We start from the raw sequence: 13350 nt of genomic DNA, 5'->3' as shown, positions 1-13350 counted from the left end.
GCGCCGGATGCTCCTTGACACCGCCTCCCTGTATTTCCGCGCGTTCTACGGCGTGCCGGACTTGGTGCGCGCACCGACCGGTGAACCGGTGAACGCCGTGCGCGGGTTGCTCGACATGATCGCCCGACTCGCCACCGAGTTCCAGCCCACCGAGATCGTGGCCTGCTGGGACGACGACTGGCGGCCGCAGTGGCGGGTCGATCTCATCCCCACCTACAAGACCCATCGGGTCGCCGCCGAGTCTTCGGTGGCTGCCGACCCCGCAATCGAGGTTGTGCCCGACCTGCTCACCCCGCAGGTGCCGATCATCCGCGAGGTGCTCACCGCGCTCGGCATCCCGATCATCGGCGCCGCCCAGCACGAGGCAGACGATGTGATCGGCACCCTCGCCTCGCACTCGTCGATCCCGGTGGACATCATCACGGGCGACCGGGACCTCTTCCAGCTCGTCGACGACACCCGGGACGTTCGGGTGATCTACACCGGCCGCGGCATGGCCCGGCTGGAGCTTCTGACCGACGCGACGCTGACGGCCAAGACCGGCGTCACTCCGGCGCAGTACGCCGACTTCGCCGCCATGCGCGGCGACGCCTCCGACGGCCTGCCCGGCGTGGCCGGGGTGGGCGAGAAGACCGCGGCCACGCTGCTGGCCGAGTACGGCGACCTCGACGGGATCGTGGCGGCGGCGGCCGACCCCGATGTGAAGTTGGGCGCCTCCGTGCGCGCGAGGATCCTCGCCGCCGCGGACTACCTCACGGTGGCCCCGACCGTGGTGAACGTCGTGCGTGACCTGGACCTGCCGGACTTCGACGCCCGCATCCGCCCCAGCACACCCGAGCAGAATGCCGAGCTGGAGCAGTTGTCGGCCACGTGGGGGCTCAGTTCGTCGATGCAACGCGCCCGCGAGGCCCTGGCCGCATTGGTCTGAGCGCGTGGCCTGAGCGCGTTGGCCTGAGCCAGTTCGCCTGAGGCCGGTCTAGCTCGATCCGGCGATGCGCAGCACAACACTGCCCCGCTTGTGGCCGGCGTCGACGAAGCGGTGCGCGGCCACGATCTCGTCGAGGTCGTAACTGCGGTCGATGACCGGTCGCAGTTTGCCCTGCTCCGCGAGGCCCACGAGAAACCGAAGGTCCTCGGCCCGGTAGTCGACGCCGCTGGCGCTGACCAGCTTGCCGCTCCTGCGAGTGCGGGACCTCGCGCGCAGGAGACCGGTGAGGTCGGCCAACAGGGCTCCGCCGGGGGTGATCAGCCGCTGCACCCTGTCGAAAGACGCGTTACCGACGCAGTCCATGATCACGTCGTAGGTGTCGGATCCGGTCGTGAAGTCCGAGCTCTGGTAGTCGATCACCCTGTCGGCGCCCAGGTCGGTGACCAGGGCGGCGTTCCGCGCCGCGCAGACCGCGGTCACGTGCGCACCGAGGTTCTTGGCCAGTTGCACGGCCGCGGTGCCGACGGCTCCGGATGCCCCGTTGACCAGCACCCGCGCGCCCGGCTGGATGTCGGCGCGGTTCAGGAAGACCCTCGCGGTGATGCCGCCGAAGACGAGGGTGACGGATTCGTCGAAGCCCAGGCCGGCCGGCTTGGCGGTGATCGGTCCGTCCTGCCCGATCCGGGCATACTCGGCGTGGCCGCCGAACTTCGCGCCGAGCATGGCGATGACCTCGTCGCCGGGCGCGAATCTGGTGACCTTCTCCCCCACCGCTGCGACGACCCCGGCGGCGTCCATGCCGAGCACCCGTCGGCGGGGCCTGAAGAACCCCAGGCCGGCCCCGGCCAGGAGGCCGAGTCCCTTCGGCACGTCGTGGGAGCGGGCCCGGTGGTCGGCGGCGCTCACGGTGCTGGCGAGCACCCGGATGAGCACCTCCTCCGGCCCGGGCGCCGGAGTGGGAATCTCCTCAACCGAGACAACGTCGGCGGGGCCGAACCGCCCGTAGACCGCGGCCCTCACGAGGTCGCCCCAACCGGGTCGGCGCCGACTCGGCGCTGCGGCATCCGCTCGACGGCGGCGGTGTTGAAGCCCTTGAGGATCAGCCAGAGTGCGAGCGACACCTCCCAAGCGAACACGGGCAGCGCAACGAGCAGCCCGGTCGGGGAGAACTGGCCGTACAGGCCGAAGATCACCAGCACGGTCGAGATGGTGATGATGGCCCCGCCCACCAGGCCGAGTACCGCGATGGCGCGAGGCACGAGGCGGGAGGTGAACATCAGGGAGGCCAGCAGGATCGAGCCGACGCCGAGCGCGAAGCCCGGGCCGAACAGCAGGGTGCCGTCTTGCAGGGCCAGCAACGCGGCGGCGACGGCCTCAAGCGCGCTGTCATCAACACTGGGCGGCTGCTGCCGCAGCATCAGCACCGTGAGCAGGCTGAGGGTGCCCACCAGGATGATCGCGGCCTCGAGGATGCGCGCGGCAGCGTAGGCCAGCGCCAGCGTCGGACTCTGGCGGCGGAGCACCGGATAAAGGACCACCCCGGTGCCGACCACGGCGATCACCAGCACGACCTCGAACAGCACGCCGACGGCCACCATCGGGTCGCGGCCGGCACCGAGGACATAACCGGGCGTGTTGAGCACCGGGGCATAGAGCAGACGACCAACGATCGCGCCGACTTCGGTGAGGAGAAAGAGTACACCGGCGAGAATTGCGGTTCGGCGGATGGGAGACAAGAGAGCTCCTTCAAGGTTGAGGTGTACGGCGTACACTCGGATGCAGCGACTCTAAGGTGTACGCTGTACTCCTGTCAATGGGCAGGACTGATCTCGTTCACAGGGAGCTCACATGGCTCAAGTTCTGGTGGTCCCGCGGGTGCGCCTCAACCGTGATCGGGTGCTGCAGGCCGCCGTCGGGCTCGCCGATCAGGCCGGTATCGAGGCGCTGAGCATGCGCCGGCTGGCCGAGGAGCTCGGCGTTGTGCCGATGGCTCTGTACAAGCACGTGGCGAACAAGGACGAGCTGCTCGACGGCATGGTCGAGGTGATCGTCGCCGAGATCGACCCGCCGGCCCCGGACACCGAGTGGAAGGCCGCGGTGCGACTGCGGGTGCTCTCGGCCCGCCAGATGTTGCTACGGCATCCGTGGGCCCGGTCGGTGCTCGAGTCGCGCACCACGCACACCCCGGCGGTGCTGGACTACCTGGAGTCGACGATCGGGATGTTCCTGGCCGGCGGGTTCTCGGCGGACCTCACCCACCACGTGATGCACGCCCTGGGCAGCCGCATGTGGGGGTTCACCCAGGAGCTCTTCGACGCATCCGCCGACCCGGCCCGGCCACCCGTCGACCCCGCCGTGCAGGCTGCCCGAATGCAGGCGATGGCGGAGCGGTATCCCCACATCCTGCAGATCAGCACTGCGGCGGCCCACGACGATTCGGTCGTGGCGCACGGCTGTGACGACAGGTTCGAGTTCGAATTCGCCCTCGACCTGCTCCTGGACGGCTTCGAGCGCCTCCATGTCTCCGGCTGGTCATCCGGCCCGGTCACCCGCACCGCCTAGCGCGGAATCAGGCGAAACCGAAGACCAGCGGGAAGACCGCGACCACGACGAGCGCCCAGAGCCCGTATATCGGCAGGTACCTGGTCTGCCAGTGTTCGAGCGCCGCGAACGGGTGTCGCCCTCGCAGGAACCCGATGGCGAGCCAGGCCGCACGCACCAGGTGCACGAGGAGCAGCAGGTTGACGCCCAGCGCGGCGATCTTGTTGGGGCTGAAGCCGAACTCGGTGATGCGCGTGAGCATCGCGGTGAGCATCACGGCGTCGACAGCCAGGGCCACGATCACCAGCACCAGCTGGAGCACGTCGAAGACGCCGGGCCGGGCGAGGGAATCGCGGGCGGAGATCGAGTAGAGCAGCAGGCTGAGCACGAGCACCAGGATGGCGTTCATCAGGATGAGCAGGTAGCGGTCGACGGTGCCCAGCCCGCCGGCGGTGGCCAGCACCGCGAGCACGGCCAGGAGCATGATGATCGTCAGCGGGGTGAACACCCGGGTGAGCACCGGGGCGATGTTCTCGACCACGTTCTGCTTGGCCTCGACCAGCCAGGCGGCCACGACGAGGGCGCCGGGTATCGCGAGCGGCAGGATCCAGCCGGTCAGCACCGGACCGGGATCGACGCGCACGGCGGACAGCACCGCGACGGTGAGCCCGATGAGCACGGCTCCGCCGAGGGCGAGCAGCGTGTAGTAGATCGCGAGCTCGCCGGTGAACCGCACGAAGTCCATCCGTCGGGCGTCGGAGCGCCAACGGCCGCCGACGTAGGCGATCCCGACCAGCATCCAGAGCAGCACCGGGGCGTGCAGCGCGGCGAGCAACTCGGTGGAGCCGCCGGCGGCAAACGGGTAGACGTTGAGCAGCACCGCGAGGGCGGCGAACGAGACGATGAGGGTTGCCGCGACGGGCACGGTGAGCCGACGCTTCCAGCCGAAGTAGGCGGCGAGGAACGGGAACACCAGCAGGCCGAGGTTTCGGACCAGGCCCGTGCCGCCGTCGGACCAGGTGAGGCCGGCCTTGACGGCCAGGCCAGCGCCGAGGGCGAAACCGACCACCACGGCGAGTTCCCGCCAGGCCGGCGCGCGGCTGTCGCCGGCGGCGTCGGGCAGGAGCACGAGTTGTCTCCAGAGCCTGTCGGAGTGCTCCCTGGCGAATTCGCGGGACACGGCGTCGAGGTTGCCCAGCCGCTTGATCGCCACGAGGAAGGCCTCGTCGTGGTCGAGCCCGGTGGCCAGCAGGTCTTCGATCTGCTCGCGCAGGTGATCTTCCAGCTCCTCCACGTCGGCGGTGGCGATGGCCTGGCGTCGCTGCACGTAGCCGCGCCAGCTATCGATCTGGGCTTCCAGGTCGGCGTCGAGGTCCATCAGGCCCACCCCTCCGTCACGGCCGTCGGTCGGGGCCGGTCCTGCCAGACCTGGCGGAGGGCATCCGCCACGACGGTCCACTGCTCCTGCCGCTCGGCCAGCTGTTCCCGGCCGAGGTCGGTGATGGCGTAGTGCTTGCGCCGGCGGCCCACGTCGGAGGTGCCCCAGAGCGAGGTCACGTAGCCGAGCCGTTCGAGGCGGTGCAGCAACGGGTAGAGCATCCCGTCGGTCCACTGCATGCTGCCGCCGCTGAGATCGCTCACCCGCTTGAGGATGGCGTAACCGTAGAGGTCGCCGTCCATCAGAATCCCCAACACCAGCGGGGTGGCCGCGGCGGCGACCAGGTCTTTCTCGATGCGCATGGCGCCTCCTATACCTAGAGCTGCAATGCATGAACCCTAGCAGTTCTAGGTATAGGGATGGAAGCGACCACTGCCCGGCTGCGGCCGCGCACACCCGTTGGTGCGACGGTGAATTTCCCGATTCGTCACGCCTCGGCGCCAAGCCTGGAGATACGTCCAGCTTCCTTGAGTTTCTCCACTGCCTGAACAAGGCTGGTCAGATTCGCCCCACCCGGGCGGCACCGCAACCGCGGCCCGATCGTACAAAGAAGAGGACACCGTGAAAGCACTCACCTGGCAGAACACCAAAAAGGTAGAGGTCATCGAGGTCCCCGATCCGGTCATCGAAAAGCCCACGGATGTGGTCATCCGCATCACGTCAGCGGCCATCTGCGGTTCAGACCTGCACCTGTACAACGTGATGGGGCCGTTCCTGGCCAAGAACGACGTTCTCGGCCACGAGAACATGGGCATCGTGGAGCAGGTCGGCGCCGCGGTAACCACCCTCTCGGTGGGCGATCGGGTCGTCATCCCGTTCGTCATCGCCTGCGGTGACTGCTTCATGTGCAACCAGGGCCTCACCACCCAGTGCGAGACCACCCAGAACCGCGACTCCGGCACCGGCGCCAGCCTCTACGGCTTCAGCGAGCTCTACGGATCGGTTCCCGGCGGCCAGGCCGAGCGCCTGCGGGTTCCGTTCGCGGACTTCAACGCGGTCAAGGTCGGCGCGGACCTGCCCGACGAGCGCTACCTGTTCCTCAGCGACATCCTGCCCACCGCCTGGCAGGGCGTGCAGTACGCGGATGTGCCCGCCGGCGGCACCCTCGCCGTGATCGGCCTGGGCCCCGTGGGCCAGTTCGCCAGCCGCATCGGACGCCACCTGGGCTTCCGGGTGCTCGGTGTGGACCCGGTGCCGGAGCGCCGCGAGATGGCCGCCCGGCACGGTGTGGAGGTGTTCGACCTCGACGACGACATCGTCGCGATGCTGCGGGCGACGACCGACGGTCGCGGCCCGGACTCCGTCGTTGACGCCGTGGGAATGGAGGCGCACGGCAACCCCGCCGCCGCGTTCACCCAGTACGCCGCAGGGCTGCTGCCGGATGCGGTGGCCAAGAAGGTCTTCACCACGGTGGGTGTTGACCGCCTGGCCGCGCTGCACATGGCGCTGGACCTTGTACGTCGCGGCGGCACGGTCTCGGTGAGCGGCGTGTACTCCGGTGTGGCCGACCCGATGCCGCTGATGAACATGTTCGACAAGCAGATCCAGCTGCGGATGGGCCAGTGCAACGTGCAGCGCTGGGTCGGCGATCTGCTGCCCCTGGTGGAGGACCCCACCGACCCGCTCGGCGTGATGGACCTCGTCACCCACCGGGTGCCGCTGGATCGCGCCCCGGAGATGTACGAGACCTTCAGCGCCAAGGACGACGGCTGCATCAAGGTCGTCCTGACCCCCTGATTCCCTCTCGCGAACTGTGAGTCAAGCCCCAGAATCTCGCGATTTCTGGGGCTTTTCTCACAGCTCGCGGAACCTTCTGCAGTGTCAGTGGTAGGTGAGACGATCTCATCATGAGTAACCCCGACCAGGCAGTACCGCCCGCTCCGGATGATGACCACCACTCTCCGGAGTCCGCTCCACCTGGCTCCACCCCCTCCCCTGTCGACCCGACCGCTTTCGGGCCGCACGTCCCCAACCCGGCCCTGGACGAGTTGGTCTGCTCGGAGCTGGCCCGCCGCACTGAGCTGATCGCGGTCGAGGCCCGCGCCATTGCGCAGGCGCAGGCCCGGCAGGCCGAGTTCCTCGTCGCTCTGCAGGGCTGGAGTGAGGACCCGCTCGTCTCCTCGCGCCTGCACGGCAACCCGGAGAGCATCCGGCTGGCCGACGTGAACGCGGCCACCCTGACCGAGGACCAAGCCCGCGCGGCCGCCTACAACCGGTGGGAGGACCGGGACGTGGCCCGCCGCACGATTGTCAGTGAGACCGCCTGCCTGCTGCGCCTGTCCGAGCGCACCGTGGAGCACCTGATGGATCAGTCCCTCTGGCTCCTGGCCGCCCCGGCGACCTTCGAGGCCCTCTCGACCGGAGAGATCAGTTACCGGCACGCCACCGCGCTCGTCGACCAGATGCGCACCCTGCCGATGGAGGACCAGGCTGCGTTCGAAGAGAAGGTGCTACCCGAGGCCAAGCGCCTGCCGGTGGGCCGGTTCATCGACAAGGCCCGCCGGTTGCGGGAGCGGCTGCACCCGGAGTCGATCGTGACCCGCAGCACGAACGCCCTGACCGAACGGCACAGCCGCTGGGAGGCCGCCCCGGACGGGATGGGCTGGTTGCACTGGTACGGCACCGCCCACGACACCAAGGCCGCCTACGACCGGATCAACACGATCGCCGTGAAGCTCAAGCACCTCGGCGACCCGAGCCCGGCCGACCAAACGGATGACGCCAGCAGCAACGGTGCGGCCTTCGGCATCGCGCAGGACCCGGCCGACGACTCCCCGACCCGCACCCTCGACCAGCTCCGCGCCGACATCACCGCCGCCCTGCTGCTGGACGGAATCACGCCCGACGGGATGGGTGGTGGCATCCGCGGCACCGTCATGGTCACCGTGCCCGTGCTCACCCTGCTGAGCTTGGACGAGGAACCCGCCACCCTCGAAGGCTACGGGCCCATCTCCCCCGAGGCCGCGCGGGAGATCGCCGGGCACGCACCGAGCTTCACCCGGCTGCTGACCCACCCGGAGACCGCGGTGGTGCTCTCGCTCGGCAAAACCCAGCACAAGAACACCAAAGCCATGAAGAAATACCTGCGGGTGCGCGACGAAACCTGCCGGTTCCCGGGCTGCTCCCGACCCGCGGTGACCAGCGACGTCGACCACACCGACCCCTGGGCCGGCGGCGGCAACACCGACAGTGACAACCTCGCCCACCTCTGCGAACCCCACCACCGACTCAAACACCTCAGCCAGTGGCGGGTCACGCAGGAACCAGGTGGGATCCTGCACTGGACCTCACCGGGCAAACGCAGCTACCGCACCGACCCGGCCAATCCATTCGGACCACCCCGACCCCGACCACCGGTCGTGGGGCCGAAGACCCGGAGGCGGCCCGCCGACGAGACCTACCTGATGCCCCGGCAGCGGCCGACCCTGAAGCCGACCCCACCGGTGCCCGAGAACCCACCGTTCTAAGCGGTCACCGAGTGGCCCAAGGCTGGTATCCCTAGACTCGGATCCATGTCCTTGATCAACGCAGATTACGAGATCCGTCGGTTTGAGCCGGCAGCCCCAGGCGAGCCCGGATACCCCGAAGCGACAGCCTGGGACAGCGCAGTCTCGTTCGGGTTCCATGAGGAGCGCAGCAGCGACGAGCGGGTTCAGGAGTCCATCGCCAGGAGCCGTGTGGACGGCGCCGTCTACACGGGCGCCTACCAAACCGGCCAGCCGGCCCCGCATTCGCTGGGCAGCGACGTGCCGGTGGCCACGTTCGGCACCCAGCCGAGCACGCTCAACATCGGGTTCGGCAGGTTGCTGGATGCGCATCTGATCACCGGCGTGACAGTGCGCACCTCCCACCGTCGTCGCGGGCTGCTCCGCCGCATGATGACCGAAGACCTCACCCTGGCCAAGGGCAACGGCATCGCGATCGCCGCCCTCACCGCGTCTGAGGCGTCGATCTATGGCCGTTTCGGTTTCGGTGTGGCCACTTCGGAGCAGAGCATCACGGTGGATACCAGCGCCAAGTTCCGGCTCGACCACCTGCCAGTGGGCTCTGTGGAGGTCGCCGACCCCAAGGTCCTTCTCGAGCTGGCACCACAGGTCTTCGCCCGACTGCACGGCGAACAACCGGGGTCCATCGGCCGTCAGGAGTTCTACCGCCAGCTGGCCGCCGGGGCGTCGAGCCGCGAGGGCGGCCCCGATGCCAAGGTGAAGGCGGCCCTGCACTACGCGCCCGACAGTTCGGTCGACGGCTATGTCTCGTACAGATTCGGCGGCTGGGACAAGACGCCCGCGACGATGGAGATTGTGGACCTGGTGGCCGCCACCCCGGCGGCCTACCTGGAGCTCTGGCAGTATCTGGCGGCCATCGATCTGGTGGAGCGCGTCACCTGGAACGAGGCGCCGGCGGACAACCCGCTCACTTGGGCCTTGACTGATCCGCGATGTGTGTCCGCGACGAACCCGCGGGACCTGCTCTGGTTGCGCATCCTCGATGTGCGCCAGGCACTCGAAGCGCGCCAATTCGCCACCGACGGCGCCGTGGTGCTGAGAGTCACCGACGGGCTGAGTCTCACGGCGGGCACCTTCTCACTGAAGGTGCAGGGCGGCACGGCGCAGGTCACCGAATCAACCTCGGCGCCCGACCTGGACCTGGACATCGCCGCGCTCTCCTCGATCTACCTGGGCGCGGTGAACCCCGTGTCGCTGGCGGCGGCGAACAAGGTGCGCGAACACACGTCGGGTGCAGCGTTCCTGGCCGCCAGGCTCTTCGCCGTCGAGCGGCCCGCCCACTGCCTGACGCACTTCTAGCGGGTCAAGCCTGCCGGTCAAGCAGCACGTAGGTATAGGCCGCGATGGTCGCCGCATCCACGATGTCGCCCGCGCGGATCATGCGCCGGAAGTCGTCTTCGCTGAACCAGCGGTGCACCATGTCCTGCTCGGTGATCTCCCGCTCCGGCGGGCCGGGCGTCAGCTCGGTGGCCAGATACAGGTCGCAGCCCTGGCTGCTGTGCCCGTAGGCGCTGTAGAAGTGCGCCAGGTGTCGCACCTCGCCGGCGCGCATCCCGGTCTCCTCCTGCAGCTCGGCGCGAGCCAGGTCCTCCTGGCTGCCGTCGTTCTCACCCGGCCAGGAGCCTTGCGGGAACTCCCAGGCCCGCCGCCCGACGGTGTACCGGAACTGCTCGACCAGCCAGAACCCGCCGTCGACATACGGCACCACGATGGCAAAATCGGGCTTGTCGATGACGCCATAAATGCCCTGCGACCCGTCCGGGCGGCGCACGATGTCTTCGCGCACGGTCATCCAGGCGTTGCGGTACACCTCACGGGTTGAAACGGCTTCAGTCATGGGGCCATTCTCGCGGGTTCCCCGCACGACCCACAACGAGGCAGAGGAGGCGCCCCGACGTATCGGGGCACCTCCTCGACGATCTGGCCGCGGGGCGACCGGTGCGGCTCAGGCCCGCTGACGGCGGTGGATGAGCAGAGTGCCGGCTCCGGCAGCCAGGAGCGCGAGTGCGCCGCCGATCATGGGGGCCAGCGAGCTGACCCCGGTGTTGGCCAGGGCCGCGGTGGCGCTCTTGGCCGCCACCACGGTGAAGGCGATCTCGGCGGTCTCTCCGTTTGCGGCCGTCACGACGATGCGGTGCACGCCCGCTTCGGTGTTGGCCGGGATGGTGACAGTTCTGCTGAAGGCGCCCGCAGCATCCGCCGTGACAGCACCGAGTCGCACCGGTGCCGAGTGCAGCACGACGTTGAGCTCGGCGTTCGCGGCGAAGTCGCGACCGGAGACGCCAACGGTGCTGCCCGCGGCCACCCGCAGGTCGGCGTCTGCGAGAGCGACGGATGGCTTGCGTGTGGTGGTGCCGGTCGGAGTCGGGGTCGGTGTCGCCGTCGCCGTCGCCGTCGGAACCGGGGTGGCGGTGGGCGTCGGTGTTGGCGTGACGAGGCCGAAGACCTCGGTCGCGGTTCCGAGGTTGAGGAAGACCGTTTCGCCGGTGGCGTCCTTGAGGCCGTCGTTGTCGGTGACCGCGTATACGTTGCCGTCGGCGCCGATGGTGAGGCCCTCGAGCTTCTCCTGGGTCCAGCCGTTGGTGGCCGCAAGGTCAGGCAGCACGTCGTGGGCGAGCGTTTTGGGCAGAACAGGCAGCGTACCTGCGGCCGGGTCTGCCTCTGGAACGGTCACGGTGTAGATGCGCTTCACCGCGGCGGCAGGGCCGTTGAGCTTGTCTCGCTCGATGACGGCAAGGGTGCTCTCGTCGACCGCGACGATCTCGGACAGGCCCATCCAGTCGCCGCCGCCGGCGGCTGCCTCCAGCTGGTAGCCGAACCAGGTCCAGCTCTGCTCGGTTACGTCGTAACGACCGATCCGGGTGACGCCCTCGCCGTCCACGGTCGTGGTGGGCTCGGCCGGGTCTGCCCAGAGCGGACGCTGCACGGCAACGTAGAGCTGTTCGTTTCCGGCCGCGTCGGTGGTCGCGGTCACGCCCTCGAAGCCCCATTTGGAGATGTGGTCGGAGATCTCCGTGGGCAGCGACACCTTCTCCTGCACCCCACCCGCGGCATCCGTTCGGTACAGCGCATTGCCATCGCCGGTGGCACCCTCGGCGGCGAGCCAGAAACCACCCTGTTCACGCGCGTGCAGGCCCTCGATGTCGAGCACGGCCGGCTTGCCGTTCTCGGTGACCACCAGGCTGTCGTCGATGCGCGCGGGCGCGGCGGTCACGTCGACCGTGAAGATCGTGCTCGGCGAGACGGCGGAGTCACTCGCCGTGTAGATGTGGGCGGTGTCGCCGGGCTTGGCGCTGAGCGCGCCGAGCGCCTGCCAGCCGATCGGCAGGCCGTCGACGTCGTCGGAGACGATGCTCGGCTGGCCCGCCGAAGCGTTACCGAGCGTGCCATCCCCGAGCTGGTACAGGGCCACCGAGGCGCGCACGCCGACGCTGGCGTCGTCGGTCTCGCTCGAGGCGACGAGCAGGTTGCGGCTGGGCACGGCCAGCAGGCCCTCTGGCCCGTTGGTGGCGAACACCATCTGCTGATAGACCGGCTTCACAGGGTCGGAGAGGTCGTAGACAGCCACGAAGTTGCTGCGCTCGGAGGCGACGAAGCCGTACCTGGTGCCGTCGATGGTGGAGACCATCAGTCCCTCGGGCTCGCTGCCCTTCTTGTCGGCGCGGCTGTCGGCGTACACGCCATTGGCCACAGCGAGGTGCTCGAACGAGTTTCCGGCGTCCCAGGAAACGTCGCCCGTGCTGGCGTCGAAGATCGTCCAGCCGCGAGTGCCGCCCTTCCAATCACCCTCGTTGGCGGTGGCCAGGTGGGTGTCGTCGACCCAGGCGATCGAGTCGGGCTCGCGCGGGACATTCGTGATCTGACCGGTGAGGTTGATCACCTTGTCTTTTTTCGTGTCGATGCCGGTGACAGTGGCGGTGCCGGCGCTGAAGACCTTGGTGATCGCCCTGGTCGGCAGGTCGATGAGCGCGATGCCGTTGTTCTCCTGCAGGGTGACCGCCAGCTGGTTGGCGCTGTTGATGGTCACATATTCGGGCTCGGGGTCGGTGGGCGAGTCCAGGCCCGCGGCCACGAACGAGGGCAGGGCGGCGCCGTCGGCGGCAACCAACGGCACCGGGGTGGTCACCCAGCTGGTGGGGTCGGCGTTCAGGTCGATCACCTGAACGAACCCCGCGGGCAGCTGGGGCAGGTCGCCCTTCTTACCGGCTGTGGGAGTGAAATCCTCGTCGCGCTGGTTCTCGATCGCGATGGCCGCGTATTTTTTGTCGGCGCCGATGGCGATGGAGTCGGGCTGGCCGCCCAGGTCGATGCTGGTGACCAGGCTGCGGTCGCTGATGCGGATCACGTCGAGCCGGCCGGAGGGCGAGACGAAGTCTCCGCCGCTCTCGTCGACGACAACGAGCACGTAGTCGCCGTACACGGCAACGGAGGTGGGCTGGTCATCAGCGTGGCCGAGGTCGGCCAGGGAGATGCTGCCGGCGCCGACGGGGTTGTTCACGTCGGTGATGTCGAGGAAGCCGATGCGCTTGCCCGGGGCATCCGTGTAGATCACGGTCTTGCCGTCATCGGTGACGCCGGAGATCTCCGCGGCGGTGGTGTCGGCCGCGTCGGCTCCCGCGGGTGCGTTGAGGTAGACCGGGTAGGTGGCGGTGCGGTGAAACGCCGAGGAAGTCGGGGCCGGCGTCGCGGCGAGCGCCGGGGCGACGACCACGCAGCTGGCCATCAGTGTGGCCCCCACGATCAGGGTGGCGCGGCGGGCGGTTTTCGAGAGTGGCATGGCTTCCCCTGGATCACGAACGTGGTCTGTACGTCTTCACATGTACCCACCGAGCGTGACGGCGGCGGGCGACCTGGGGATGACCCGCGGGAGTCTCGCAGGCGACGGCACGGTGTACGTCAGGCAAACCGGTCGCGGCGCGGCGGTGCGGGTTCGAGCA

Annotated in this window: 11 protein-coding genes; 5 read left to right on the top strand and 6 right to left on the bottom strand. The window is 68.8% G+C overall.

All coding sequences use genetic code 11. From position 1 onward, the window contains the following. Positions 1 to 7 precede the first annotated feature (7 nt). Positions 8 to 928: a 5'-3' exonuclease gene (locus E3O60_RS12655; RefSeq protein WP_134480434.1), complete on the top strand. Its 921-nt coding sequence runs from the start codon at positions 8 to 10 to the stop codon at positions 926 to 928. A gap of 48 nt (positions 929 to 976) precedes the next feature. Here the strand turns inward: E3O60_RS12655 and E3O60_RS12650 are convergent, their stop codons facing one another. Further along, positions 977 to 1948: an NAD(P)-dependent alcohol dehydrogenase gene (locus E3O60_RS12650; protein ID WP_134498310.1), complete on the bottom strand. Its 972-nt coding sequence runs from the start codon at positions 1946 to 1948 to the stop codon at positions 977 to 979. After that, positions 1945 to 2664 (bottom strand): DUF4386 domain-containing protein, encoded by a 720-nt coding sequence (locus E3O60_RS12645; protein ID WP_134407899.1) that lies wholly within the window; start codon positions 2662 to 2664, stop codon positions 1945 to 1947. Before E3O60_RS12645 ends, E3O60_RS12650 begins: the two co-directional genes overlap by 4 nt. A gap of 112 nt (positions 2665 to 2776) precedes the next feature. On the opposite strand from E3O60_RS12645, the gene E3O60_RS12640 reads away from it, so the two are divergent. Next, on the top strand, positions 2777 to 3490 hold the full coding sequence (locus tag E3O60_RS12640; RefSeq protein WP_134498306.1) for a TetR/AcrR family transcriptional regulator C-terminal domain-containing protein: 714 nt from the start codon (positions 2777 to 2779) through the stop codon (positions 3488 to 3490). A gap of 7 nt (positions 3491 to 3497) precedes the next feature. On the opposite strand, the gene E3O60_RS12635 is transcribed toward E3O60_RS12640, so the two are convergent. Together E3O60_RS12635 and E3O60_RS12630 are read right to left on the bottom strand one after the other, a co-directional pair. Then, positions 3498 to 4847, bottom strand: a complete 1350-nt coding sequence (locus E3O60_RS12635) for a permease prefix domain 1-containing protein (protein ID WP_134498304.1) — start codon at positions 4845 to 4847, stop codon at positions 3498 to 3500. Next, positions 4847 to 5209, bottom strand: coding sequence for a PadR family transcriptional regulator (locus tag E3O60_RS12630; protein ID WP_088457647.1), 363 nt, complete (start codon positions 5207 to 5209; stop codon positions 4847 to 4849). The genes E3O60_RS12635 and E3O60_RS12630 overlap by 1 nt, the downstream gene beginning before the upstream one ends. Positions 5210 to 5468: 259 nt before the next feature. On the opposite strand from E3O60_RS12630, the gene E3O60_RS12625 reads away from it, so the two are divergent. The 3 genes from E3O60_RS12625 (at position 5469) to E3O60_RS12615 (ending at position 9712) form a co-directional block, all read left to right on the top strand. Beyond that, positions 5469 to 6644, top strand: a complete 1176-nt coding sequence (locus E3O60_RS12625) for an alcohol dehydrogenase catalytic domain-containing protein (RefSeq protein WP_103460254.1) — start codon at positions 5469 to 5471, stop codon at positions 6642 to 6644. A 110-nt stretch (positions 6645 to 6754) separates the two neighbouring features. Continuing rightward, positions 6755 to 8374, top strand: a complete 1620-nt coding sequence (locus tag E3O60_RS12620; RefSeq protein ID WP_134498302.1) for an HNH endonuclease signature motif containing protein — start codon at positions 6755 to 6757, stop codon at positions 8372 to 8374. 45 nt (positions 8375 to 8419) lie between these two features. Next, the gene (locus E3O60_RS12615) at positions 8420 to 9712 is read left to right on the top strand and encodes a GNAT family N-acetyltransferase (protein WP_134498300.1); all 1293 of its coding nucleotides are present in this window, start codon (positions 8420 to 8422) and stop codon (positions 9710 to 9712) included. A gap of 4 nt (positions 9713 to 9716) precedes the next feature. Here E3O60_RS12615 and E3O60_RS12610 read toward each other — a convergent pair whose 3' ends face one another. Next, complete coding sequence (locus E3O60_RS12610; protein ID WP_088457651.1) at positions 9717 to 10250, bottom strand: NUDIX hydrolase; 534 nt, start codon at positions 10248 to 10250, stop codon at positions 9717 to 9719. Positions 10251 to 10358: 108 nt separating this feature from the next. Continuing rightward, entirely contained in the window at positions 10359 to 13190 is a 2832-nt protein-coding gene (locus E3O60_RS12605; RefSeq protein ID WP_134498298.1) for an esterase-like activity of phytase family protein, read from the bottom strand. Positions 13191 to 13350: the final 160 nt, after the last annotated feature.

Origin of the sequence: Cryobacterium sp. TMB1-7 (assembly GCF_004402435.1) — a bacterium.
Lineage (GTDB): Bacteria > Actinomycetota > Actinomycetes > Actinomycetales > Microbacteriaceae > Cryobacterium > Cryobacterium zongtaii.
This window is presented reverse-complemented; position numbering and strand designations above follow the sequence as displayed.